The organism is Flavobacterium buctense (assembly GCF_014486695.1).
GTDB classification, from domain to species: Bacteria; Bacteroidota; Bacteroidia; order Flavobacteriales; family Flavobacteriaceae; genus Flavobacterium; species Flavobacterium buctense.
The window spans coordinates 331,494-355,738 of sequence record NZ_JACTAB010000001.1 but is presented as its reverse complement, the minus strand read 5'-3'; the positions used below and the strand labels follow the sequence as shown (position 1 = coordinate 355,738).

Sequence of the window (24,245 nt, the reverse complement as noted above, 5' to 3'; positions counted from 1 at the left end):
TTTAATCCTGAACTATAAAATGTTTTGGATCTTGTTTTTTGAATTCGGGTTGTATATTGATATGATTGATGTTAAATTTTAAAAACAAAACCTGTTCAACTTCGTGTAATAATTCATTGAATTCGCTCATTTTAATATCCTGTGAACAATCTAAATGCGCTTCGAGGTGCAACTCTTCGTCGTTAAGATGCCAAACGTGGATGTGGTGCAGTTTATTCACACCCGGAATTTTGTGTACTTCGCGAACCAATTCTTTGATGTCAATAAAATCAGGGGTGAAAAGCATCAGCATTTTAGTGGAAGTGATTAATAATTTAACACCAACCACAATCAAATAAATCGCAATGGCAATAGTCATTACACTATCAACCCAAAACCAACCATAAAATTTCATTAGCAAACCACCAACTAAAACCGCCACAGAAGCCATCATATCGGTTAACAAATGCAAATAAGCTGATTTCATATTGATATTATGCTCGGCATCTTTTCGGAGAAAAACCACAGAAAGACCATTGACAATAATACCCAACAAAGCCAACCAAATTACCAATCCGGATTCAATTGGATGCGGACTAATAAATCTACCAATCGCTCCATAAATCAAAATAAAGGCTACAATGACCAAAGTGGAAGCATTGACAAAAGCCGCAATCAATTCAGCCCTTTTGTAACCAAAAGTATTGTTGATAGATGCCTTTCTTCTTGATAATTTATGGGCAATCAAACTAAAAACTAACGAAAGCACATCGGAAAAATTGTGTAAAGCATCGGAAATTAGCGCCAAACTTCCTGAAATGATGCCACCCACTACTTGCGCTATGGTAATAATCAAATTTAGGATTATAGAAAGCACTAGGTTTTTCCCTTTTACTTCATGCTTGTGAATGTGAACTTCGCTCATTTTATGAATTTAAATGTCCATAAATTTTAAATCCTATTTGCAAATACAAATACCCTATGGGTATATTCATAAACATGATAAGAAGAGAAATCAGAATAGATTTTCTATCGTTTTTATTTTTAAAGAAAAAAGAAACTAAAATGATAAAAAGAAGACTGTTTAAAAGAAAAAAAGAAACCATGAATAAAAAACTAATGTAAATTACCCCGCTATAGGCTGTAAAATAGTAAAGTGATACTATTAAACTCCCTAACAGAAAAGTAAGCAATGCCACTTTTCTGCTTAAGGTATTGTAATCACTTACAGTTTTAGGGTTTAAGGCTATCATTCTTTATTGACAAGAAATTTTATCAACTCTTGTGGCGTGTCTTCCACCTTCGAAAGTTGTATTTAAAAAAGTATCCACCATTTCTACTGCTTGTTGAATAGAAGTATATCTTGCCGGAATACTAATCACATTGGCATCATTATGTTGCCGCGCTAAGGCGGCAATTTCTTTAGTCCAACAAAGTGCAGCACGTATGCCTTGATGTTTATTGGCTGACATAGCTATTCCGTTTCCTGAGCCACAAATCACTATGCCAAAATCGGCTTTTTTAGATTCAACGTCAGTCGCAACCGAATGACCAAAATCAGGATAATCGACACTATCAAAAGTATCGGTTCCGTGGTTAACTATTTGGTGACCTTTTTGTTCTAAAAATGAGACTATGGCCTTTTTGTAATCCGGTCCGGCGTGATCGTTTCCAATGGATATTTTCATGTTGTTTTTTTTGTTGTTTAGATCACAAATTTACGCAAACTATTGCTTGGTTTTGTACTTTCTTGTAACTACTTGATTTTAAAAACTTAAGGTTTTCCTTTAACTGCGATTTATTTATATCTATTTGAAAATCATTACATAATATTTAAATCAAATGTTAAAATTATATAATGTTGATAGTGTTTTGCAAATCCTTGATAATCAGTTAACTTTAAATTAACACGGATTGTTAACAACTTTGGATAGAAAATTAGAAGTTTTTTGAGGTTGTATGGCTTTTTTTTCTAATCAAAAAGGGGAATGAGAAAATCAAATTTAGTTTGCTCTTTTTTTAGAATACTTATCAATATTAAAAAGATGGTTTTCAACAAAAATTCGTTATTAAACTTATTAAAAATTTGCTTTGTTTTTCACATGTTAACAACTGTTGACAAGTCTAAAAAAAATACTCATTTTAAGACTTTTATCTTTTCATTCCGTTGTTAATTTCTCTGTATAAGTTTGCATAACTTTTAAAACGCTGTCAATTCAAAAAAGTTATTGCATCTATTAACACCCTATAATAACCATCATAAATTTTAAATAATTTTAAAAAACTTTTTGTTGTTTTTAATAAGTGTTAACAACTTTGAGATTTTAAACGATTTTTAAATTATTATTTAAGTCATCTAAAATGGTTTGAACTTGTTGAATATCGTTCGGATGTACTTTCAATTGAATTCCACCGTAAGCCAAACTGGCTAGTGGATCAACAGAAACCAGATTCTCATTTTGAAACAAATAAGGAATGCCTTCCCGGTCTAAAATGGTTCTTAAAACCATGACTTCATGAGCGAAATTAAAAGTAGCAATCGTTATAAATTCGGTCATTTTTATTATTTTTTATAAAGATACAAATTGTTATTTTTTAATTAAAACTAATCACTAATTACTATTTACTAATTACTATTTCGTAATTTTCAGCATTAATAGAAGAGATACAATGAGTAAGAAACCTAAAAAGTTCGGGAAAAACGAAAAAACATTTTCCGAGAAGATTTTTAAAATATTATCCAAGAATGCCAATAAACCATTCAACTACAAACAAATAGCTGCTATCCTTGAGTTGGATGATACCAAAAGCAGAAACGAAATCATCAAAGATTTAAAAGTATTAGCTGCACAAAAATTGATTATCGAATCCGAACCCGGGAAGTATTTAGTTAAAGCGACCAGCCAAAAATATTACGAAGGAACCATTGACATGACCAGTAGAAAAGCCGGTTATTTTGTTTGTGACGAATTAGAACACGACGTTTTTGTTCCATTTGTTAATTTGAATCATGCTTTAGACGGCGATAAAGTAAAAGCTTATGTTTATGACCGAAGAAGTTCCAGAAAACCGGAAGCTGAAGTCCTTGAGATTTTAGAACGACACAAAGAAGAATTTGTTGGTGTAGTGGATATTCAAAAGAATTTTGGCTTTGTTACTACAGCGAATGCTAAAATGTACACCGATATTTTTATTCCAAAAAACAAATTAGGCGATGCCGAACACGGCGATGTAGTTTTAGTAAAATTAGAAGATTGGCCGGCAAAAGCGGATTCTCCTTTCGGTTCCGTAATCAAAGTTTTAGGAAAACCAGGAGAGCACAATACCGAAATTCATGCGATTTTAGCCGAATATGGTTTACCGTATGATTTCCCAATTGAAGTGGATGCCTTTGCTAATAAATTAGATACTTCAATAACTGAAGAGGAAATAGCTAAGCGTCGTGATATGCGAAAAGTGTTGACTTTTACTATTGATCCAAAAGATGCAAAAGATTTTGATGATGCGTTATCTTTCCAAGTTTTAGATAATGGAAATTACGAAATTGGTGTTCATATTGCTGATGTTTCCCATTATTTAAAAGAAGGAACTATTCTGGATGATGAAGCTTACAGAAGAGCTACTTCGGTATATTTAGTAGATAGAGTTGTACCAATGTTACCCGAAGTATTGTCTAATTTTGCTTGTTCACTTCGACCAAATGAAGAAAAATATACGTTCTCCGCTATCTTTCAATTGAATAATAAAGCTGAAGTTTTAGATTCTTGGTTCGGAAGAACGGTCATTTATTCAGAACAACGTTTTGCTTACGAAGAAGCACAGCAAATTATTGAAACGCGTTCGGATGTAATTCCGGCAGAAATTTCACTAACGGGAAAAGAGTATAAAGCACCTAAGGAAATTGTAGAAGCGACTTTAAAAATGCAAGATTTAGCTAAAATTCTTCGTAAAAAAAGAATGGCTGATGGCGCGATATCCTTTGACAAAGTAGAAGTAAAATTCAACTTGAATGAAGCATCAGAACCGGTTGGTGTTTTCTTTAAAATTTCTAAAGATGCCAATCATTTGATTGAAGAATTTATGTTGTTGGCCAACAGAAAAGTAGCCGAATTTATTGGAAAACAAAAGAAAACTTTTATCTATAGAATTCACGATGAACCTAATGAAGACAAGTTGATTAATCTTCAAACAGTGATTTCGAAATTCGGGTATTCCATTAATATGAAATCCAAACAAGATATTTCTAAGTCGTTGAATAATTTATTGAATGAAGTTAATGGAAAAAAAGAACAGAATTTAGTAGATACATTAACCATTCGAAGTATGAGTAAAGCTAAATATTCTACGGAAAACATAGGTCATTATGGATTGGCTTTTGATTTTTACAGTCACTTTACTTCACCAATCCGACGTTATCCTGATGTTATGGCACATCGTTTGTTGCAATTTTATCTCGATGGCGGAAAAAGTGTCAGCCAAGAAGAATACGAAGAAAAATGCGCTCATTCCAGTGATATGGAAGGTTTAGCAGCGCAAGCCGAAAGAGATTCGGTGAAATACATGCAAGTAAAATACATGCAAGACCACAAAGACCAAGAGTTTTTAGGGGTAATTTCAGGCGTAACCGAATGGGGAATTTATGTAGAAATCATCGAAAATAAATGTGAAGGAATGGTAAGAATCCGAGAAATAAAAGAGGACTATTATACTTTTGATGAGAAACAATATGCATTGGTTGGTCAAGCTACTAATAGTATTTTACAACTAGGTGATGAAGTTTATGTCAAAGTAAAAAATGCCGATTTGGTTAAAAAACAATTGGATTTTCATTTTATTAGGCGAAATGAATAAAGAAAATTTTAGTATAATTATAAAAAATTAAAAATGAGATTAGTTTATAGTTTATTAGTATTCAGTTCGATAGCATTCGGACAAGTAGAGAAAAATGTGGGTGATTTTACAAAAGTGACCTCTTTTGACCAAATAGATGTTTACTTAGTAAAAAGTAATCAAAACAAAGTTGTAATTGATGGTAAAGAAGCTAATGAAGTGGAATTAGTCAATAAAAATGGCGAATTAAAAATAAGAATGCCATTAACTAAATTACTTTCAGGTGATAATATTTCAGTTACCGTTTATTTCAACAATCTTACTGCTGTGGAAGCCAATGAAGGATCAAGAATTGCCTGCGGTGATAAAATTAACTCTACTTCTTTTGAAATTAATGCTAAAGAAGGTTCTCAAATCAGATTGACTTTAGAGGTTGGAAAACTAAATGTTAGAGTGGCAAATGGTTCTACTATTAACTTAGAAGGAAATGCAGATACTCAAGATGTTTTAGTCAATTCCGGTGGTATTTTTGAGGCTAAAAATTTCAAAACCAACCAAACAGTTATAGCACTAAATGCCGGAGGAGAAGCAGATATTTATGCAACGGATTTAGTGGAAGCTAAAGTTCGTGCCGGTGGTGATATCACTATTTATGGTAAACCAAAACAAATCAATCAAAAAGTGATAGCAGGTGGAAACATTGAAGAAGCAAAACAATAATAGTTTTAAATAGTTAAAATTAAATTCTAAATTGCATTGTCAAAATTCAAAACATGATTTTTCTTAACGATATCTTATCTGCCATTCCGCTGGGTTTCTTTCTGAGTTTTATGATTGGACCTGTATTTTTTGTATTACTTGAAACCAGTGTAGTAAAAGGATTTCGAGCTGCTGTGATGTTTGATTTAGGTGTGGTTTTAGCGGATATTATTTTTATTTTAATTGCTTTTTTTAGTAGTTACCGATTGATTCAAAGCATCAAAGATGATCCCGCTTTGTTTATTTTTGGCGGATTGGTAATGCTCACTTACGGCATTATTTCTTTTGTAAAAAACAAAAAAGAATCTAAAAAAAGTATCGATGAGATTGACCCAAAAGAATTGGCTAAAACCAATTATTTATCGCTCTTTATCAAAGGTTTCTTTTTAAATTTTATCAATATCGGTGTACTCGGATTTTGGTTAGCAATCCTAATCACTATTGGTCCACAACTAGAATTAAAGACTTCGAGAATGTTGACTTTTTTTTCAACATTAATCATAGTGTATTTTATCACCGATTTATTTAAAATCATATTGGCAAAGCAATTGCGAAACCAACTTAACCCTAAAAATATTCTTTTGATCAAAAAAATTATTAGCATTGCTTTGATTATTTGCGGTGTGGTTTTGTTGTCTCAAGCTTGGTTTCCCAAAGAACAAAAAATCGTCAATTCTGCTTTTGAAAAGTTGGAAGAAAAAAAATAAACTTTCCTTGTGAAAAAAATAATTTTCCTCTTTTTGTCTTTCTTATCTATTTCATTTTACGGCCAAAATGATACGCTTTCTGTCGTAAAACATACAGATAAGGATTTGATTATTCCAAAGGATTTAAAAACTGTTTTTAGGGGAATGATGAATGAATTATTTATTGATGTACCCAATAGCAAATCATTTGAGGTTTCAGGAAGAGATGTTATAAAAAAGGATAAAAATATTTACACACTTAATCCCGGTCCTGGTACTGAAACAATTGTAAACATTGATATTATTTTAAAGGATAATAAGAGAATTAAAGAAAAGCATGTTTTTGAGATAAGAAACACAAAAAGTTCAATTACTTGTTTTAATTATATAAAAGGTGATTCTTTAATATTGGCTAATATGAATCAATTTAAAGATGCTATTATTAGAGTTATCCCTGGTGACAAAAACTTAAATATAGTCCATACAATAAATAGTTTCAGTCTTAAGATTCCTGGCAGAAAAACCATTGTTATTCAAGGTAATAAAATTGACGAAAAAACTTTTAAAGAGATAAGCAAGTATGCTTCTAAAGGAGATGAAATTGCAATTTTCGATATAAAAGTAAAGGTTAATATCACAATAAGTTGTATTTTGATAAGTCCAATGGTAATAAGAGTAATATAAAAAACCTCCAAGTTTCCTTGAAGGTTTAGAAGGCACAGTCCGGGTTCGAACATAATCTTTACTTAATTTTTTCTAAAAATTAACCACAAAAAAACCTCCAAGTTTCCTTGAAGGTTTAAGAGGCACAGTCCGGGTTCGAACATAATCTTTACTTAATTTTTTCTAAAAATTAACCACAAAAAAAAGAGCTACATTACTGTAACTCTTTTGAGGCATCGTCCGGGTTCGAACCGGAGTAGTCGGTTTTGCAGACCGGTGCCTAGCCGCTCGGCCACGATGCCAGTTGGACGGCAAATATACTAAAAAAGTTAAAAGGCAAAAGGCAAAAGGCAAAAAGTTTTGTTTTAGTCCTTTGTACTTCTATCTTTGTAAATCGTACTTAGCTACGGTATTCTTCCATTTCAATTGTAACCGCTTCAACATCACCGCCAATAGGTGGATTGAGCTTGGAAACGGCTAATAAAATTCTTGATACTGAAGGTATTTCCCCAAAAATTCTGGTGATGATTCTATGGGCAACGTGTTCTAATAATTTGGAACGTATCGCCATTTCTTCTTCCACGATTCGGTTTAAAAGTACGTAATCAACTGTGTCTTTGAGTTCATCAGTGATTGAAGATTTTCTTAAATCGGTTTTAATTTCCAAATCAACTCGGTAATCTGAACCAATTCTGCCTTCTTCTTCCAAACAACCATGAAAGGAAAAGGTTCTTATATTTTGTAATTTAATAGTTCCCATTTGTTAAGTTTCCAGTTTCGAGTTACAAGTTGCGAGTTGTTTGGTTTTGAACAAACTTACAACTCGCAACTTGTAACTCGTAACGTTTTTAATATCTTTGCTAAAATTACAAAAATAATGTCAACAGAAGAGAAGTCCCTTAATTTCCTCGAACAAATTATTGAAGAAGATTTGAAAAACGGATTGCCTCAAAGCAAATTACGTTTTCGTTTTCCGCCTGAACCTAACGGGTATTTACACGTTGGGCATGCTAGTGCTATTTGTTTAAATTTTGGTTTAGGAATCGATTATCAGTCGCCTGTCAATTTGCGTTTTGATGATACTAATCCGGCCAAAGAAGAGCAGGAATACGTTGACGCAATTAAAAAAGACATCGAATGGTTAGGCTATAAATGGGATAAGGAGTGTTATGCTTCAGATTATTTCCAACAATTATACGATTGGGCTGTTGAATTTATCAAAAAAGGAAAAGCTTATGTTGATAGCCAATCTTCGGAAGAAATGGCTAAGCAAAAAGGAACTCCGACACAAGTTGGAACCGATTCTCCCTATAGAAATCGCACAATTGAAGAGAATTTAGACCTTTTGGAACGAATGAAAAATGGTGAATTTCCGAACGGAACTCATATTCTTCGAGCCAAAATAGACATGTCTCACAACAATATGTTAATGCGTGATCCGATTATGTATCGTATTCTACATTCACATCATCACCGTACCGGAAATGATTGGTGTATTTATCCAATGTACGATTGGGCTCATGGCGAAAGCGATTATTTGGAACAAATTTCACACTCGTTTTGTACACTTGAATTCTTGCCTCACCGTGAATTATACGATTGGTTTTTAGACCAAGTTTATGATGAAACTAAAGTTCGTCCAAAGCAAAGAGAATTCGCCCGCAGAAATCTTTCTCATACCGTAGTTTCCAAAAGAAAGTTGCTACAATTAGTAGAAGAAAATCACGTTACCGGTTGGGATGATCCAAGAATGAGTACGATTTCAGGTATGCGTCGACGTGGTTATCCACCGATGGCGATTCGGAATTTTGCCAAAACTATTGGAATTGCTAAACGTACCAATTTGATAGATGTTTCGCTTTTAGAATTTTGCGTTCGCGAAGAATTGAATAAAACCACACCTCGTGTAATGGCAGTTTTAAATCCGGTGAAGTTGGTGATTACCAATTATCCGGAAGGTCAGGAAGAATGGTTAGAAGCCGAAAACAATCCCGAAGAGGAAGTGATGACCTATAGAAAAGTCCCGTTTTCTAAAGAATTATACATCGAAAGAGAAGATTTTCAAGAAGAAGCCAATAAGAAGTTTTTCCGCCTGACTTTAGGAACCGAAGTGCGTTTGAAAAATGCCTATATCATTAAAGGCGAAAGTGTTGTCAAAGATGCTGACGGAAATATAACCGAAATTCATTGTACATACGACACTGATTCCCGAAGCGGAAGTGGAACCGAAGCTTCTCAAAGAAAAGTAAAAGGAACGATTCATTGGGTTTCAACAACGCATGCCATTGAAGCAGAAGTTAGAATTTATGACCGTTTATTTTCGAATGAAAGTCCGGATGGCAATAAAGAAATAGATTTTAAAGAATTTATCAACCCAAATTCTTTGGAAGTCATTACCGGTTATGTAGAACCGAGTTTGCTATCGGCTAAAAATTTAGACCAATTCCAATTCCAACGCTTAGGGTATTTTTGTGTCGACAAAGATTCTTCTGCCGAAAAATTGGTTTTTAACAAAACGGTTGGCTTAAGAGATACTTGGGCCAAAGTAGAAAGCAAAGAATAAATTCAGTATAGATTTTATAAATGAAAAGTCTGTGTAATAGCAGGCTTTTTCTATTATTAGTAAAAGTTATTGTAACTTAAAACCATATAATTTTAGACAATTAAAATCAGCTTTCATAAATTGGTTTTGTTGGATTTTTTAAAGTTCGGAATGTCAATTTATAAGACCATAAACGAACAGTGATTATATCGCTTTAAAATGAATATTGGCTGTTTAACGACATCTTAACAGCTTTTCAGTAAAATTTTCGTAACTTTAATAAAATTAAAAATTCAAAAATTATGTCTGGTAAAAGTGGTGATAGCATTTTGGCTCTTTTGGCCGGTGCTGCAATCGGAGTTGGAATCGGAATTTTATTTGCGCCTGATAAAGGTTCGAAAACGAGAGAAAAAATCAAAGACAGTTTGGATGATTTAAAAGACCAAGCCAAATCAAAGTTTGGTTCTTTTGAAGAAGAAGCCAAAGAAAAATTTTCGCAGTCCAAAGACGAGCTAAAAGAAACGGTAGATAATCTTCTTTCGAAATCGAGTTATAAAGCCGAAGAAGCCATTTCCTTCTTGGAAGAGAAATTAGCCGAACTTAAAAAACAAAACGCCAAATTGCAGAAATAATGGCTTTCGAAGAAATAAAAGAAAACGTAGACGATATTCAGGAAAATGCCAAAGCTTATATGGAAAGCAGTATAGCTTACTATAAACTTTGGGGTTTTAAAGTGGCCATGAAGTCAACGACTTTGATGGTTAAGTTTATGCTGATTGCCATTTGCTTGACGATTGTTTTACTTTTCGTTTCGATAGCCGGAGCTTTGGCTTTAGGAAAAATGTTCGATAGTTATCCTTTAGGATTTTTGGCTGTGGCCGGAATCTATTCGATTTTAGCGGCGCTTTTATTCTTGGTTAAAGACAAAATCGTGGAAGGACCAATTTTAGAGAAATTCTCAGAAATCTTTTTTGACGAATAAATTATGGGAACAAAAAAATACGCATCCTACGCCGAAATCGAGCACGATTTAGAAATCCTGAAATTGGAAAAGGAAATTCATTATCAGAAAATGAAATTGAGTTTCGAGAAAACCAAAGAAAGTATTCTTCCGGCCGAACCATTGGAAGGTTTGTATACAATATATAAAAATGTATTTTCAGGTACTTTCGGCATGATTTTAAAAATGTTGATTCCGTATGCCATTAGTTGGTTTATAAATAGAAAAAGAGGCGATTAAGCCTCTTTTTTTTATTGTGATTATCTGAATTATGATTCTGATTCCGGAGTTTCTTCTTCTGAATGTCCGGCACTCGGAAGATTTTTACCTTTTTTAGGTTCTACTTTTCTCAATCCGGTTTTCATGGATTCTCCTACCAAATTACTTGCCGTAAAACTTGCTACCATATTATTTAGCATGTCGCTTCCGGCTTGTGGCGAATTAGGCAACAAAATCAAATTCGAATTGGTATCGGCACCAATCGCTTGTAAAGTATCATAGTGTTGCGTTACTACAATCAAAGCCGAAGCTTCTTGTGAATTTATTCCAACTTTGTTCAAAACATCCACACTTTCTACCAAACCTTTGGCGATTTCTCTTCTTTGGTCGGCTATACCTTGTCCTTGTAAGCGTTTGCTTTCTGCTTCCGCTTTGGCTTTGGCTACAATTCTAATTCTTGAGGCTTCGGCTTCAAATTCGGCTACGGTTTTTTCTCTATCGGCTGCGTTGATTCGGTTCATCGCATTTTTTACTTGAATATCCGGATCAATATCGGTAACCAAAGTATTGATAATCGTGTAACCATAAGTCGTCATGGCTTCATTCAATTCTCTTTTTACAGCGATGGCGATATCGTCTTTTCTTTCGAATACATCATCCAAAATCAATTTCGGTACTTCGGCACGAACCACGTCAAAAACATAAGAAGTAATTTGGTCATGCGGATATTCTAATTTATAAAAAGCATCATAAACCGTATCTTTTACTACCATAAACTGTACAGAAACTTTTAGTTTAACGAATACGTTGTCCTTGGTTTTGGTTTCAATAATCACATCCAATTGTTGAATTTTCAAATTCACACGACCGGCAATTCTATCAATCAACGGAATTTTTAATTGAAGTCCGGATTGTCGGATACTCAAAAATTTCCCAAAACGTTCAATAATTACAGCGGTTTGCTGCTTGACAGTAAAAAAAGAAGAGAGCAATACAAAAAGTCCGAAGACCAAAAAGCCAATTAAAAAAATGTCCATTTCTTATTATTTAAATTGTTACTACAGTCTTTATACGAAATATATGTATGTTTGTTACAAATTAACTGTCATCATTTCATGAACAAAAATCTTATCATCCTTTTGTTGTTGGCCACAACAATCGGGTCAGCACAACACGGCTACAGAGATTCCAATATGATTGGAATAACCCTAGGATTAAATCAATTCAATGTCAATACTTCAGACTTCGAAACCAAACCCGGCGATGGTTGGAATGTTGGACTTTCCATGAGAGGAAATGCCTTTAACGATTGGGATGCGATTTACGGGTTGCAGTTTAGTGAATACAATTTCACAGTAGCGACTTTAAGTCAATTTTTAAATGAAAGAGAAACCAATTACAAATTATCTTGTGCTAATATCACTTTTCAGTTGAGTTATAAGTTTATAGAAAACCACTTGAGTGTTGAATTTGGCCCAATGGTCCAAGTCAATGGCAAATTGGCTTTAGATGAAACCGATGAAGACTATATTGTCAAAGGCAATCCGGGTGTTTTAGCCAAAGATTTAACCGATATCAGTAATGTTACTATTTATCCGGTTGTGGGCTTAACGGCAGGTGTTAGAAACGTTAGGTTGAATGTTACTTATCAATACGGAATCAACAATATGTTTGGAAAGATTGATGGAGATTTTAAAGGAAATGCTTCGGTGGTAAACGGAAATATTATTTTTTACTTCTAATAAAAAAGTCCCGATTAACTCGGGACTTTTCTTTTTTATAAAGTAGCAATCGCTTTCTCCAATCGCTTAATGGTTTCTTCTTTGCCAATCAATTCCACAATGTCAAAAAGATGTGGCCCTTTTAAAGCACCAACCAAACTCAAACGAAACGGCTGCATCACTTTTCCCATACCGATTTCGTTTTTGGTCATCCAATCTTTGACGATAGTTTCAATGTTTGCCGAAGAGAATTCGCCCACATTTTCCAAAACAGAAATCAATTGTTGCATTAAATTCGGCGTTTCTTCTTTCCAATTCTTAGCGGCTTTTTCATCATAAGATGTTGGTGCTACAAAGAAATAATCCGCCAAATCCCAAAATTCGGAAACGAAATTGGCACGTTCTTTTATCGAAGAAACGATTCTTACTAATTTATCTTTTTCAATCGTAATTCCTTTATCAGCTAAAGTAGGAGCAAAGGCTTCGGCCAAACTTTCATCGCTTTGTTTTTGCAAATATTGGTGGTTGAACCATTTGTTTTTATCCGGGTCAAATTTGGCTCCGGCTTTGTGCACACGGTTTAAATCAAACTTTTCAGCCAATTCTTCGAGTGAAAACAATTCCTGTTCAGTTCCGTCATTCCAACCTAACAAAGCCAAGAAGTTAACTACAGCTTCCGGGAAAAATCCTTTTTCTCTGTAACCTGATGAAACGCCTTCTTCACTTTTCCATTCTAATGGAAATACCGGGAATCCCATTTTATCGCCATCGCGTTTGGATAATTTTCCGTTACCGATAGGTTTTAATATTAAAGGTAAATGTGCAAATTCAGGTGCTTCCCAACCAAAAGCTTTATATAACAAACAGTGTAAAGGCATCGATGGCAACCATTCTTCCCCACGAATAACATGAGAAGTTTCCATCAAATGGTCATCCACAATATTCGCTAAATGGTAAGTTGGCATGCCGTCAGACTTGAATAAAACCTTATCGTCTAACAAATTAGTTTCAAAATTAATATCGCCGCGGATGATGTCGTGCAAATGCAAAGTTTCATTCACAGGCGTTTTAAAACGAATCACATAAGCTTCGCCAGCCGCGATTCTTTTTTCGGTTTCTGTTGGAAAAATATTTAGAGAATTATCCAATTGCTGGTTATATTTCCAATTGTAAATAAAAGTTTCTCCTTTAGATTCATAATGTTTTCTCCATGAGTCTAATGCTTCTGTTGTATCAAAAGCATAATAAGCCCAACCCGAATTTACCAACTGATCAGCGTATTGTTTGTATAAAGGCTTTCTTTCGCTTTGACGGTACGGACCGAATTTTTCATTCTTTCCAACGGTTTCACTTGGCGCAATGCCCAACCATTCCAAAGCTTCAAAAATATATTGTTCCGCTCCGGGAACGAAGCGATTTTGGTCGGTATCTTCAATTCGTAAATAGAAAACACCGTTATGTTTTTTGGCAAATAAATAATTAAATAAGGCGGTTCTCACGCCACCAATGTGCAATGGTCCGGTCGGACTTGGGGCAAAACGAACTCTAACAGGTCTTGACATTTTAGTAAAATTTTGTGCAAAGATAAAATTTAATTAGCCAAGAATTTCACGAATTTTCATTGGCAAATTTTTAACGTTGGTTATTCGCCAAAAATTGTACATTTATCGGTTATATAAAAGATTGGCTAAAAAGTGGAAAAATCAACCCTTATTTATCAAAAGTTAGAAGACTTTATTCGAAAGTTTTATACCAATGAATTGCTGCGCGGAACGATATTTTTCGTCGGCTTAGGATTGTTGTATTTTATCTTCACACTTTTTGTGGAATATTTTCTTTGGTTGAAACCAACGGCGAGAACTATTTTGTTTGCTGTATTCGTTGTTGTGGAATTGTTTCTGCTTTTGCGATTTATTCTTTTCCCGATTTTCAAGCTTTTCAAACTCCAAAAAGGAATTGATTACAACCAAGCTTCCAACATCATTGGAAATCATTTTAACGAAGTTGGCGACAAGTTGACCAACTTTTTGCAATTATCTCAAGACCAAAATAAATCTGAATTACTATTAGCGTCAATCGACCAAAAAGCGAATACTTTGCAGCCGATTCCTTTTGGCAACGCCATAAATTTAGGTAAGAACAAGAAATACTTACCGTTGGCTGTTATTCCGATTTTGTTCTTTTTGTTTTTCCTGATTTCAGGCAAAGGCGACATTTTGTCCCAAAGTTTGAATCGCGTGGTCAATTTTAAACAACAATTTTTACCACCGGCTCCATTCGAATTTGTGTTGGTGAATGACAATTTGCAAACTGAACAAAACAAAGATTTTTTACTAAAAGTGAAAACCGTTGGTAAAGTTTTTCCGGAGAATGCTATGATTTATATTGGTGAGGAAAGTTATTTTATGGAAAGTAGTAAAGCCGGTGAATTCCAGTTTGTAATTCCGAAACCTACAGAAGATTTAGAATTTCATATTGAAGCCAATGAGGTTTCTTCCCGCGATTATGAGTTGAAAGTAGTAACCGTTCCGTCGATAGCCAACTTTGAAATGGTCTTGAATTTCCCAGGTTATTTGAATAAAAAAGCAGAAGTCATTAAAGGAACCGGTAATGCGATTATTCCTGAAGGAACTAAAGTAACTTGGAGAATGAACACTTTGGCTACACAAAAAGTGGATTGGGTAAATGCCAACAATCGCTTTGCTTTTATCAAGAACGAAAATGTGTTTTCATTGTCAAAAAGCATTCTTCAAAACACCGATTATCAAATTTTGACCTCAAATGAGAAAGTTCAGAATTACGAGAAATTGAATTATCAGATTTCGGTTATCAAAGATCAATTTCCAACCATCACGGTTAACAATGCTCCAGATAGTTTGAAAGTGAATAAAAATTATGTGCTCGGACAAGTTTCAGACGATTACGGACTTTCTAAATTGCAAATAGTCTATTATCCTAAAGACACGCCAAATATTGCTAAAAAAGCTTTCATAAACGTTAAGAAAGATGTTTATGACCAGTTTGTGTTTTCATTTCCAAGCAATCTTCCGGTGGAAGAAGGCGTTTCGTATGAATACTATTTTGAGATTTTTGATAACGATGCGATTCACAATTCTAAAAGCACTAAATCTTCTATATTCAGCAATCGTATATCGACTGAAACCGAGAAGCAAGACGAAATGTTGCAACAGCAAAACGAAAACATTAATTCATTGGCCAAATCTTTAAAAGCACAAGACAAACAATTATCCGAAATGGAGAAGTTGCAAAAAATGGGCAAAGAAAAAGACAATCTGGATTATAAAGAACAGCAAAAAGTCAACGATTTTATCCAACGTCAGAAACAACAAGACGAATTGATGAAAGAGTTTTCGGAGAAGATGAAAGACAATTTGGAACAGTTCAAGGCAGATAAAAAAGACGAGAAGAAAGAATTGTTGCAAGAACGTTTGGAGAAAACCAAAGAAGAATTAGAGAAAAACCAAAAGCTTTTAGACGAACTTCAAAAACTGAATGACAAAATAAGCAAAGAAGAGTTGTTTGAAAAGATGGAGAAATTCCAACAAGCTAGTAAAAACCAAACCAAGAGTTTGGAACAATTAGTGGAATTAACCAAGCGTTATTACGTGGAGAAAAAAACGGAGCAGATTGCAGACAAACTAGACAAACTAGCTGAAAAGCAAGATAAATTGGCCGATAAGAATGAGGAGAACAATGCTGAAAAACAGGATGACATCAACAAAGAGTTTGACAAACTTCAAGAAGAATTGAATGAGTTAGACAAAGACAATAAGGAATTAAAATCTCCAATGGATTTGCCTAACACCGATGAAAAAGAGAAAAGCATAGACGAAGATTTAAAGAACGCTAAAGACCAATTGCAAAAGCAACAAAAAGACAAAGCAAAGCCTAAGCAAAAAAGCGCTTCCAAAAAGATGAAGCAAATGAGCCAGCAAATGGCGGAACAAATGCAATCCGGCGACATGGAACAAATGGAAGAAGATGTGGCGATGTTGCGTCAGATTTTGGACAATCTTTTAGCGTATTCATTTTCTCAAGAAGATGTGATGAAACAGTTTAAAAATCTGAAACGCGGTGCACCATCGTTCAATAAAAATTTAAAAATACAACAAGATTTAAAACAACAATTCAAACATGTGGATGACAGTTTATTTGCCATGTCTTTACGCAATCCAAAAATCGCTGAGGATGTAACTAAAGAAATTGGAAATGTCCAATACAATGTAGATAAAGCTTTAGAAAATTTAGCGGAAGCCAATGTGCCAAAGGGAAATTCACACCAACAGTATGCTGTTTCTTCTTCGAATAAATTGGCTGATATGTTGAGTGACATTCTCAACGGCATGCAAATGCAGATGCAAATGGAAGGCCAAGGGCAAGGCAAACCAAAACCCGGAAAAGGACAAGGAGCCGGAATGCAATTACCGGACATCATCAAGAAGCAAGAAGGCCTTGGTGAAAAGATGAAAAAGGGAATGAAAAAAGGAGAAAAACCAGGTGAGGGTCAAGAAGGAAAAGAGGGCGAAAAACCTGGTGAAGGACAACAAGGCAGTAAAGAAGGTCAAGGTCAAAAAGGCGGAAAATCAGGTCAAGGACAAGGCAATGAAAAAGGTGGAGAACAAGGACAAGACGGCGAAGGAGATGCAAAAGCAATCATGGAGATTTACAAAGAGCAACAGCAATTACGTGAAGCTTTAGAAAAGGAATTGAAAAAGCAAGGCGTTGGCGGAAATGGTCAAAATACTTTGGACCAAATGAAACAAATCGAGAAGCAATTATTAAATAAAGGGTTTAACAATGAAACACTTCAAAAGATTTTGAATGTAAAATATGAGTTGTTAAAATTAGAAAAAGCTTTACAGCAACAAGGAGAAGATAAGAAACGACAATCAGAAACGAATAAGAAAGAATTTAGCAATCAGGCGAATGCGCTTCCGAGCAAGCTTCAAGAATATTTGAATAGTATAGAAATTTTAAATAGACAAAGCTTACCTTTGCGCTCCAATTTTAACCAAAAGGTTCAAGAATATTTTATCAAGAATGATTAGTTTTAATTACGAGTCAGATTTCAATTTAGACAACGAATCGGTTTATGCCGATTGGCTTTCCAAAGTCATAAGCTCCGAAATAAAGAACGAAGGAGAGATTAATTACATCTTCTGCGATGATGATTATTTGTTGGAAATAAACCAACAATACCTTAATCACGACACGTTAACCGACATCATTAGCTTTGACTATTCTATAGGAAATGAGCTACACGGAGATATTTTTATTTCCGTTGAAAGAGTTCGCGAAAATGCGCAAGATTTCAAAGTTTCTTTTGAAGACGAATTGAAACGTGTAATGGTTCATGGAGTTTTGCATTATTGCGGATATAAAGACAAGTCTGATGCAGACGAACAAATAATGCGTGATAAAGAAGAAGAGAAAATGAAGATGTTCCACGTGAAACAAAATTAAAATGTTTTTAGAAAAATACGATACCATAGTTGTAGGAGCGGGTCACGCAGGTTGCGAAGCCGCAGCGGCATCAGCCAATTTAGGTTGCAAAACTTTATTGGTAACCATGAGTTTGCAAAACATTGCGCAGATGTCATGTAACCCTGCAATGGGAGGAATTGCAAAAGGACAAATTGTTCGTGAGATCGATGCGCTTGGAGGTTATTCAGGAATTATTTCGGATAAGACCGCTGTGCAGTTTAAAATGCTTAACAAATCAAAAGGACCGGCCATGTGGTCGCCAAGAGTCCAAAGTGACAGAATGCGTTTTGCTGAAGAATGGCGTTTGATGTTGGAGCGAACAGAGAATCTGGATTTTTACCAAGAAATGGTCAAAGGGCTATTGATTAAAAATAACAAAATTGAAGGCATTGTTACTTCTTTAGGAATCGAAATAAAAGCCAAAACAGTTGTTCTGACTAATGGAACTTTTTTAAATGGATTGATTCATATTGGCGACAAACAATTTGGAGGAGGTAGAGCCGGTGAAAGTGCCGCGTATGGAATTACCGAAGATTTAATCAAAGTAGGCTTCGAATCCGGAAGAATGAAAACAGGGACGCCTCCACGAGTTGATGGCCGTTCTTTGGATTATTCTAAAATGCGAGAAGAGCCAGGAGACTTGATTCCGGATAAGTTTTCGTATTCAGATGAAACCAAACCTTTGACACATCAGAAATTGTGTCATATGACTTATACTTCGAATGAAGTACACAATATTTTACGCGAAGGATTTGATCGATCACCAATGTTTAATGGAAGAATTAAAAGTATTGGCCCAAGATATTGTCCGTCAATTGAAGACAAAATAAATCGTTTTGCAGACAAAGAAAGACACCAACTTTTCATAGAACCGGAAGGTTGGAATACTGTCGAAGTTTATGTGAATGGTTTTTCAACGTCTTTACCCGAAGACATTCAATTCAAAGCTTTGCGTTCGGTAGAAGGATTTGAAAAGGTTAAGTTTTTCCGTCCGGGATACGCCATTGAATACGACTATTTTCCGCCAACGCAATTAAAACATACGCTCGAAACCAAGTTGGTTGAAGGCTTATATTTTGCCGGGCAAATCAACGGAACGACCGGATACGAAGAAGCCGCTTCTCAAGGGATGATGGCCGGAATGAACGCCGCGTTGAAAGTAAAAGAAATGGAACCAATGATACTTCGTCGCGATGAAGCTTATATTGGCGTTTTAATAGATGATTTAATTACCAAAGGAACAGAAGAACCTTATCGCATGTTTACCTCAAGAGCGGAATATAGAACACTACTGCGTCAGGATAATGCAGACTTCAGATTAACACCAAAGTCTTTCGAAATTGGTTTAGCGTCTGAAAAACGAATGAGAAGAATGGAACACAAGTTCAATGAAAGCGAAAAAATGGTCAATTTCTTCAAAGAAACCAGCGTTACGCAAGAAGAAGCGAATCCTATTTTAGTCGAAAAAGAAAGTGCTCCAATGGTTCAATCGGATAAAATGTTTAAAGTATTTTCCCGTCCTCAAATGGAATTAGAAGATATTTTGAAATTTGATAAAGTTCAAAAATACATCCAGGAAAATGATTTGGACAAAGAAATAATTGAGCAAGCAGAAATACAGGTGAAGTATTCGGGATATATTGAAAAGGAAAGAAACAATGCCGAAAAATTAATTCGATTAGAAGATATAAAAATTCCGGAGAATTTTGATTACAATAAAATCAAATCAATGTCAATAGAAGCCAAACAAAAACTTAGCAATATTCGTCCCGTAACTATTTCACAAGCCTCTAGAATTAGCGGTGTTTCACCAGCCGATATTTCGGTTTTATTAATTTACATGGGAAGATAGTTGTTGTGTTCCACGTGAAACTATCTTTGCCAAGCCTTATCAATAAAGCATTATATGAGTTTTCAAAATAATATTTTTTTTCAAAAAGTAAAAGATTATTCGGTTTCAAAAGAAATATTCGAATTGCACCACAATCCCGAATATGACATTTTAATTACTTTTCCTAAGCCAAGTTTAGAAAAATTACCAAGCTATTACGAAAGCGACGACTACATTTCTCATACGGATGGAAAACGATCTTTGTTTGAAAGAGCCTATCACTTTATCAAAGGCATAGCCCTTAAAAATAAATTGAAGTTAATCAACGCACAGTCTCCTAAAGGGAAAATTTTAGACATTGGTGCCGGAACCGGAGATTTTTTAGTGGTAGCCAAAAATGACGGTTGGCAAACAACAGGAGTCGAACCTAGTGAAAAAGCTAAAGGAATTGCCCTCAATAAAGGCGTAACTTTTGCAGAAAGTTTATCAGCTTTAGAAAGTAATTCATTTGATGTAATTACCATGTGGCATGTTTTAGAGCATGTTCCAAATTTAGATGAATACCTAACAGAATTAAAGAGATTGATAAAGCCTTCCGGAACAATTGTAATTGCTGTTCCAAATTTCAAATCTTTTGACGCCAATTTTTATGGAAGACATTGGGCCGCTTATGATGTGCCAAGACACATTTGGCATTTCTCTAAAACAGCTATAGAAAAATTATTTGCAGAAAAAGAAATGAAATTGGCAGAAGTGCTACCAATGAAATTTGACAGCTTTTATGTCAGCTTACTTTCTGAAAAATACAAAACTGGGAAAATGAACTTTGTTCGGGCTTTTTTTGTTGGATGGAAGTCAAATTTAAACGGACAGAAGACCAAAGAGTTTTCATCGCAGATTTATATCATAAAAAACCAATAAAAACCAAATAGAAGACCGTATTCTATAAAAAACCCCAACAAGAAAGGTAAACGCTATCTGGGATTTAAAGCTCGCTTAAAACGCTTTATTTAAACCCAAATTCTATAGCGCATGATTATTGTTTTAACAAAAGCAATAATTAAATCTTATACAGCTTTAAAGAGACTATCATCATGCTTTTTCAGTTAGATTATTGCTTTTTATTTTTATACTTTTGAAACCGAAAATTAATTTATCAAATCACAATAAATAATGAAGAAAACAGTTCTACTTTTTGCATTGGCCATTTCAATAATATCCTGCAATAAAACTACAGAAACGAAAGAATTTAAAACCGCTTATATTGATACCTCTTTACTAATGGAAGAATCAACAGAAGCTAAAGATATCGGAGAGAAATACAAAGACAAATCTAAAGTTATGGGAAGCCAATTGGAAGTCGAAGTCAATCGTTTCAAATCTGAAGCAGCCAATTTCCAAAAAAATGCACAAGCAAATGGGCAAGTTTGGGCGCAACAAAAAGGAGCCGAATTACAACAAAGAGAACAAGAATTAAGTTATGCACAACAAGCCATGTTAAGACAGCTACAAGATGAAAGTGGTGTTGAAATGGATTCATTAGTAAAAAGCTACAGAAAAGTAATTAAAGACTACGGAAAAGAAAAAGGGTACGATTATATATACGGATCCGGTGATGTTTCTCCTTCCATTTTATATGCTAAAGACAGTTATGACATAACAAAAGAAGTAATTAAATTGATTAACGATAAATACAAATCTGCTGATAAGAAGGAAGAGAAACCGGAAGTTAAAAAAGAAGATAAGAAATAATTAATATTCAATTTAACAGATTATAAAGCGCCTCAAAATAGAGGCGTTTTTTTGTTGTATATTGACAGACAATACTTTAACTTTGTGTCTTATAAAACTTACAAGCCATGAAATCTGTAACTGCCGAAGCAAACTATGTTTTGCAATTCATCAACCAAACCAACCGATCTGTTTTTCTTACCGGAAAAGCGGGAACGGGAAAGACGACGCTGCTAAAAGAAATCATTCAAACTACACACAAAAACACGGTAGTTGTAGCGCCCACAGGAATCGCCGCTTTAAATGCCGGTGGCGTTACCATTCACTCGATGTTTCAACTGCCTTTTGGCGGATTTTTACCGGATAATTCATCGCCACAATTTACCGAAAACACTAAGTTCGAAAGTCGGTCTACTTTGAGAAGACATTTCAAAATGAGTGGCTTAAAGAAAGCAGTCATCCGAAATATGGAATTGCTCATTATTGACGAAGTTAGTATGCTACGTGCCGATTTATTGGACGCAATGGATTTTATGATGCAATCCGTTAGAAAAAGCAACCTGCCATTTGGCGGTATTCAAGTTTTGTTTATTGGCGATTTACTGCAACTTCCTCCAGTCATAAGAGAGGATGAATGGAGAACACTTCGCAATTATTATAAAGGGAAATTCTTTTTTCACGCCCATGTAATCGAAAGAAATCCGCCTTTATATATTGAACTGTCTACTATTTTCAGACAAACAGACGATACTTTTATTTCGGTCTTGAATAATCTTCGAAACAATAAAATCACCAAGGATGATATTCAGATTTTAAACCAATTTATCAAACCTGATTTCGATTTGAAAACCAACCAAGGTTATATCATTTTAACCACACACAACGCCAAAGCAGACAACATAAATGCTCAATCATTGATTGATTTAGAGGGAAGCGAAAGATCATATACTGCAGAAATTATTGGCGATTTTCCAGATAAAATATATCCTTTAGAATTGGATTTGGAATTGAAAATTGGCGCTCAAATCATGTTCATCAAAAACGATTTGTCCTTCGAAAAAAAATTCTTTAACGGAAAAATGGGCATCATCAAATCGCTTTCCGAGAGAGAAATCCTCGTGCATTTCCCCGATGAAAACAAAACCATTGAAGTCGAAAAATATGAATGGGAAAATATTCGATACTCTGTAAATGAAAACACAAAGGAAATCGAAGAAGAGGTTTTAGGGACGTTTGTCCATTATCCAATCAAATTGGCTTGGGCTATTACGGTTCACAAAAGTCAAGGATTAACTTTTGATAAAGCAGCACTCGATGTTTCACAAGTTTTTCTTCCCGGACAAGCCTATGTGGCACTTTCACGTTTGCGTTCGTTAAACGGCTTGATTTTGCTTTCTCCGTTACAAATGAATGGCATTTCCAACGACCAAGATGTGATGGAGTATTCCTTAAACAAAGCTACCGAAGAATTGCTTCAAACCACTTTACAACAAGACACCAAAGCTTTTATTCAACAATTTGTAAGGAACAGTTTTGATTGGAATGATTTAGCCCAGGAATGGCGCAATCACCAATACAGTTACAACGACGCATCAACAGTTTCGACAAAATCTAAACATGCTACTTGGGCCAAAAAACAAGCTAAAGAAATAGAGAAACTAATTGATCCATCTAGAAAATTCATTTCCCAATTGAATAAATTGTTTTCAGAAAACCTTGATTTTCAATTTATAAATGAAAGAGTTCAAGCCGCGTTTAACTATTTTATGTTACCAATGGATAACTTGGTTTATGAAATTCTTTGGAAATTAGAAGAAGTCCAACGCCTCAAAAAAGTAAAAGGGTATTATGAAGAATTATTGGTTTTGGAAGAGCTTCAAATCAAAGCCGTTTTGCGCTTGATGAAAGCCAAATTATTGATAGAAACAGTTGTAAAAGGGGAAACCATTTCAAAGGAAAAACTGTCTTCAGAAGAAATTCGAAATTACAGAGTTAATAAGTTGGAAACCATCAAACAAGAGTTCAAGAATGTCAATGTCACACTTGTAGAAGATGATGATGATATTGAAAGATATGCCAAAAAGAAAACAGCGAAAGAACCTAAGAAATCAACCGTTCAAGAAACTTATGAATTGTGGTTGCAAAAGAATTCCATTAAAGAAATTGCCGCTATCAGAAAATTAACAACCCAAACCATTGGCAGTCATTTAGCCAAATTAATAGAAACCCAAACCATTAAGATTTACGATATTTTGCCGGAAGATAAAATAGAAGCATTAGCCATTGTATTCAAAGGATTTAAAGAAGAGTCTTTAAGCGGACTGAAAGAAGAATATGGTGACCAATTTACTTGGGACGAATTAAAAATGTTTCAAGCCGCCAGAAAAAGTGGCCTAACTTAACCACCAAACCGCTAAAACCGAGGGAACGAAGTAAATAGCGATGGTTCTGGCGCCATCGTAATCTTTGGCTAATCTTTGACCTAATAATAACAAAATTAAGGTAATTGAAGAAAAAACGCCGGCATAAAAACCAAATGTTTTTCCGCCATTAACCATTAATTCAACACAACCAACCAGCGCAAAAATTCCGGCAATTAATTCTAAAATTAGAATAATAAATAAGGCAAGCGGAACGTTATTTTTTAAAATGGTCTTTTCAAAATGACCTTTAAGCCATTCCACATTCCCTTTCCATTCAAACACTTTGTCATAAGCAGATTGTACAAAAGTAACCGCTAAAAAAAGCAAAACTAAGATAGAAGCAGTATTGTTCATAG

Annotated in this window: 22 protein-coding genes and 1 tRNA gene; 15 read left to right on the top strand and 8 right to left on the bottom strand. The window is 34.6% G+C overall.

The window, feature by feature from the left end; all coding sequences use genetic code 11:
• Position 1: 1 nt before the first annotated feature.
• The 3 genes from ICG50_RS01520 to ICG50_RS01510 all read right to left on the bottom strand — a co-directional run bounded on the left by ICG50_RS01520 (position 2) and on the right by ICG50_RS01510 (position 2,537).
• Positions 2–904 carry a cation diffusion facilitator family transporter gene (locus ICG50_RS01520; protein WP_187659148.1) on the bottom strand — a complete coding sequence of 301 codons (903 nt, stop codon included), beginning with the start codon at positions 902–904 and terminating at the stop codon, positions 2–4.
• Between the two features lie 331 nt (positions 905–1,235).
• A complete protein-coding gene (rpiB, locus tag ICG50_RS01515) occupies positions 1,236–1,667 on the bottom strand; it encodes a ribose 5-phosphate isomerase B (RefSeq protein ID WP_187659147.1) in 432 nt (143 codons plus the stop codon).
• Between the two features lie 636 nt (positions 1,668–2,303).
• Entirely contained in the window at positions 2,304–2,537 is a 234-nt protein-coding gene (locus ICG50_RS01510) for a DUF2007 domain-containing protein (RefSeq protein WP_187659146.1), read from the bottom strand.
• Positions 2,538–2,649: 112 nt separating this feature from the next.
• Between ICG50_RS01510 and rnr the strand changes: the two genes are divergently transcribed.
• The 4 genes from rnr to ICG50_RS01490 are packed head-to-tail and all read left to right on the top strand — an operon-like array spanning position 2,650 to position 6,938.
• Positions 2,650–4,830 (top strand): ribonuclease R, encoded by a 2,181-nt coding sequence (rnr, locus tag ICG50_RS01505; RefSeq protein ID WP_187659145.1) that lies wholly within the window; start codon positions 2,650–2,652, stop codon positions 4,828–4,830.
• A 33-nt stretch (positions 4,831–4,863) separates the two neighbouring features.
• Positions 4,864–5,529, top strand: a complete 666-nt coding sequence (locus ICG50_RS01500; protein ID WP_187659144.1) for a head GIN domain-containing protein — start codon at positions 4,864–4,866, stop codon at positions 5,527–5,529.
• Positions 5,530–5,582: 53 nt separating this feature from the next.
• Positions 5,583–6,275 carry a LysE family translocator gene (locus ICG50_RS01495; protein WP_187659143.1) on the top strand — a complete coding sequence of 231 codons (693 nt, stop codon included), beginning with the start codon at positions 5,583–5,585 and terminating at the stop codon, positions 6,273–6,275.
• Positions 6,276–6,284: 9 nt separating this feature from the next.
• The gene (locus ICG50_RS01490) at positions 6,285–6,938 is read left to right on the top strand and encodes a GldM family protein (RefSeq protein WP_187659142.1); all 654 of its coding nucleotides are present in this window, start codon (positions 6,285–6,287) and stop codon (positions 6,936–6,938) included.
• Positions 6,939–7,148: 210 nt separating this feature from the next.
• Here the strand turns inward: ICG50_RS01490 and ICG50_RS01485 are convergent.
• Both ICG50_RS01485 and folB read right to left on the bottom strand, forming a co-directional pair.
• Positions 7,149–7,219, bottom strand: a tRNA-Cys gene (locus ICG50_RS01485).
• 98 nt (positions 7,220–7,317) lie between these two features.
• Entirely contained in the window at positions 7,318–7,677 is a 360-nt protein-coding gene (gene folB, locus ICG50_RS01480) for a dihydroneopterin aldolase (protein WP_187659141.1), read from the bottom strand.
• Between the two features lie 117 nt (positions 7,678–7,794).
• On the opposite strand from folB, the gene ICG50_RS01475 reads away from it, so the two are divergent.
• The 4 genes from ICG50_RS01475 (at position 7,795) to ICG50_RS01460 (ending at position 10,699) form a co-directional block, all read left to right on the top strand.
• Positions 7,795–9,480: a glutamine--tRNA ligase/YqeY domain fusion protein gene (locus ICG50_RS01475; protein WP_187659140.1), complete on the top strand. Its 1,686-nt coding sequence runs from the start codon at positions 7,795–7,797 to the stop codon at positions 9,478–9,480.
• A 281-nt stretch (positions 9,481–9,761) separates the two neighbouring features.
• On the top strand, positions 9,762–10,091 hold the full coding sequence (locus ICG50_RS01470; protein WP_187659139.1) for a YtxH domain-containing protein: 330 nt from the start codon (positions 9,762–9,764) through the stop codon (positions 10,089–10,091).
• Positions 10,091–10,441, top strand: a complete 351-nt coding sequence (locus tag ICG50_RS01465; protein ID WP_187659138.1) for a competence protein — start codon at positions 10,091–10,093, stop codon at positions 10,439–10,441. Before ICG50_RS01470 ends, ICG50_RS01465 begins: the two co-directional genes overlap by 1 nt.
• A 3-nt stretch (positions 10,442–10,444) precedes the next feature.
• Positions 10,445–10,699 (top strand): DUF6327 family protein, encoded by a 255-nt coding sequence (locus ICG50_RS01460; RefSeq protein ID WP_187659137.1) that lies wholly within the window; start codon positions 10,445–10,447, stop codon positions 10,697–10,699.
• Positions 10,700–10,728: 29 nt separating this feature from the next.
• On the opposite strand, the gene ICG50_RS01455 is transcribed toward ICG50_RS01460, so the two are convergent.
• Positions 10,729–11,715 carry an SPFH domain-containing protein gene (locus tag ICG50_RS01455; RefSeq protein ID WP_187659136.1) on the bottom strand — a complete coding sequence of 329 codons (987 nt, stop codon included), beginning with the start codon at positions 11,713–11,715 and terminating at the stop codon, positions 10,729–10,731.
• A gap of 78 nt (positions 11,716–11,793) precedes the next feature.
• Between ICG50_RS01455 and ICG50_RS01450 the strand changes: the two genes are divergently transcribed.
• On the top strand, positions 11,794–12,420 hold the full coding sequence (locus ICG50_RS01450; RefSeq protein WP_187659135.1) for a PorT family protein: 627 nt from the start codon (positions 11,794–11,796) through the stop codon (positions 12,418–12,420).
• Between the two features lie 35 nt (positions 12,421–12,455).
• Here ICG50_RS01450 and gltX read toward each other — a convergent pair whose 3' ends face one another.
• The gene (gene gltX, locus ICG50_RS01445; protein WP_187659134.1) at positions 12,456–13,961 is read right to left on the bottom strand and encodes a glutamate--tRNA ligase; all 1,506 of its coding nucleotides are present in this window, start codon (positions 13,959–13,961) and stop codon (positions 12,456–12,458) included.
• 132 nt (positions 13,962–14,093) lie between these two features.
• Here gltX and ICG50_RS01440 point away from each other — a divergent pair, with 132 nt between their 5' ends.
• The 6 genes from ICG50_RS01440 to ICG50_RS01415 all read left to right on the top strand — a co-directional run bounded on the left by ICG50_RS01440 (position 14,094) and on the right by ICG50_RS01415 (position 23,868).
• On the top strand, positions 14,094–17,468 hold the full coding sequence (locus tag ICG50_RS01440; RefSeq protein ID WP_187659133.1) for a DUF4175 family protein: 3,375 nt from the start codon (positions 14,094–14,096) through the stop codon (positions 17,466–17,468).
• Positions 17,461–17,883, top strand: coding sequence for an rRNA maturation RNase YbeY (gene ybeY / locus ICG50_RS01435; RefSeq protein WP_187659132.1), 423 nt, complete (start codon positions 17,461–17,463; stop codon positions 17,881–17,883). The genes ICG50_RS01440 and ybeY overlap by 8 nt, the downstream gene beginning before the upstream one ends.
• A 1-nt stretch (position 17,884) precedes the next feature.
• Positions 17,885–19,756, top strand: a complete 1,872-nt coding sequence (gene mnmG / locus ICG50_RS01430) for a tRNA uridine-5-carboxymethylaminomethyl(34) synthesis enzyme MnmG (protein WP_187659131.1) — start codon at positions 17,885–17,887, stop codon at positions 19,754–19,756.
• A 54-nt stretch (positions 19,757–19,810) separates the two neighbouring features.
• Positions 19,811–20,656, top strand: coding sequence for a class I SAM-dependent methyltransferase (locus tag ICG50_RS01425; RefSeq protein ID WP_187659130.1), 846 nt, complete (start codon positions 19,811–19,813; stop codon positions 20,654–20,656).
• Between the two features lie 252 nt (positions 20,657–20,908).
• Positions 20,909–21,487 (top strand): OmpH/Skp family outer membrane protein, encoded by a 579-nt coding sequence (locus ICG50_RS01420; RefSeq protein WP_187659129.1) that lies wholly within the window; start codon positions 20,909–20,911, stop codon positions 21,485–21,487.
• Positions 21,488–21,594: 107 nt separating this feature from the next.
• The gene (locus tag ICG50_RS01415; RefSeq protein ID WP_187659128.1) at positions 21,595–23,868 is read left to right on the top strand and encodes a helix-turn-helix domain-containing protein; all 2,274 of its coding nucleotides are present in this window, start codon (positions 21,595–21,597) and stop codon (positions 23,866–23,868) included.
• Here ICG50_RS01415 and ICG50_RS01410 read toward each other — a convergent pair.
• Positions 23,860–24,243, bottom strand: a complete 384-nt coding sequence (locus tag ICG50_RS01410) for a DoxX family protein (protein WP_187659127.1) — start codon at positions 24,241–24,243, stop codon at positions 23,860–23,862. The genes ICG50_RS01415 and ICG50_RS01410 overlap by 9 nt on opposite strands.
• Positions 24,244–24,245: the final 2 nt, after the last annotated feature.

Excerpts from the sequence above, each read along its gene's own strand:
- rpiB (WP_187659147.1), bottom strand. The coding sequence starts at position 1,667 with ATGAAAATATCCATTGGAAACGATCACGCCGGACCGGATTACAAAAAG.
- gltX (WP_187659134.1), bottom strand. The coding sequence starts at position 13,961 with ATGTCAAGACCTGTTAGAGTTCGTTTTGCCCCAAGTCCGACCGGACCA.
- ICG50_RS01495 (WP_187659143.1), top strand. The coding sequence starts at position 5,583 with ATGATTTTTCTTAACGATATCTTATCTGCCATTCCGCTGGGTTTCTTT.
- ybeY (WP_187659132.1), top strand. The coding sequence starts at position 17,461 with ATGATTAGTTTTAATTACGAGTCAGATTTCAATTTAGACAACGAATCG.
- ICG50_RS01425 (WP_187659130.1), top strand. The coding sequence starts at position 19,811 with ATGAGTTTTCAAAATAATATTTTTTTTCAAAAAGTAAAAGATTATTCG.
- ICG50_RS01410 (WP_187659127.1), bottom strand. The coding sequence starts at position 24,243 with ATGAACAATACTGCTTCTATCTTAGTTTTGCTTTTTTTAGCGGTTACT.
- ICG50_RS01460 (WP_187659137.1), top strand. The coding sequence starts at position 10,445 with ATGGGAACAAAAAAATACGCATCCTACGCCGAAATCGAGCACGATTTA.
- ICG50_RS01455 (WP_187659136.1), bottom strand. The coding sequence starts at position 11,715 with ATGGACATTTTTTTAATTGGCTTTTTGGTCTTCGGACTTTTTGTATTG.
- ICG50_RS01415 (WP_187659128.1), top strand. The coding sequence starts at position 21,595 with ATGAAATCTGTAACTGCCGAAGCAAACTATGTTTTGCAATTCATCAAC.
- mnmG (WP_187659131.1), top strand. The coding sequence starts at position 17,885 with ATGTTTTTAGAAAAATACGATACCATAGTTGTAGGAGCGGGTCACGCA.
- ICG50_RS01475 (WP_187659140.1), top strand. The coding sequence starts at position 7,795 with ATGTCAACAGAAGAGAAGTCCCTTAATTTCCTCGAACAAATTATTGAA.
- ICG50_RS01465 (WP_187659138.1), top strand. The coding sequence starts at position 10,091 with ATGGCTTTCGAAGAAATAAAAGAAAACGTAGACGATATTCAGGAAAAT.
- ICG50_RS01520 (WP_187659148.1), bottom strand. The coding sequence starts at position 904 with ATGAGCGAAGTTCACATTCACAAGCATGAAGTAAAAGGGAAAAACCTA.
- ICG50_RS01510 (WP_187659146.1), bottom strand. The coding sequence starts at position 2,537 with ATGACCGAATTTATAACGATTGCTACTTTTAATTTCGCTCATGAAGTC.
- ICG50_RS01470 (WP_187659139.1), top strand. The coding sequence starts at position 9,762 with ATGTCTGGTAAAAGTGGTGATAGCATTTTGGCTCTTTTGGCCGGTGCT.
- ICG50_RS01450 (WP_187659135.1), top strand. The coding sequence starts at position 11,794 with ATGAACAAAAATCTTATCATCCTTTTGTTGTTGGCCACAACAATCGGG.
- folB (WP_187659141.1), bottom strand. The coding sequence starts at position 7,677 with ATGGGAACTATTAAATTACAAAATATAAGAACCTTTTCCTTTCATGGT.
- ICG50_RS01420 (WP_187659129.1), top strand. The coding sequence starts at position 20,909 with ATGAAGAAAACAGTTCTACTTTTTGCATTGGCCATTTCAATAATATCC.
- rnr (WP_187659145.1), top strand. The coding sequence starts at position 2,650 with ATGAGTAAGAAACCTAAAAAGTTCGGGAAAAACGAAAAAACATTTTCC.
- ICG50_RS01500 (WP_187659144.1), top strand. The coding sequence starts at position 4,864 with ATGAGATTAGTTTATAGTTTATTAGTATTCAGTTCGATAGCATTCGGA.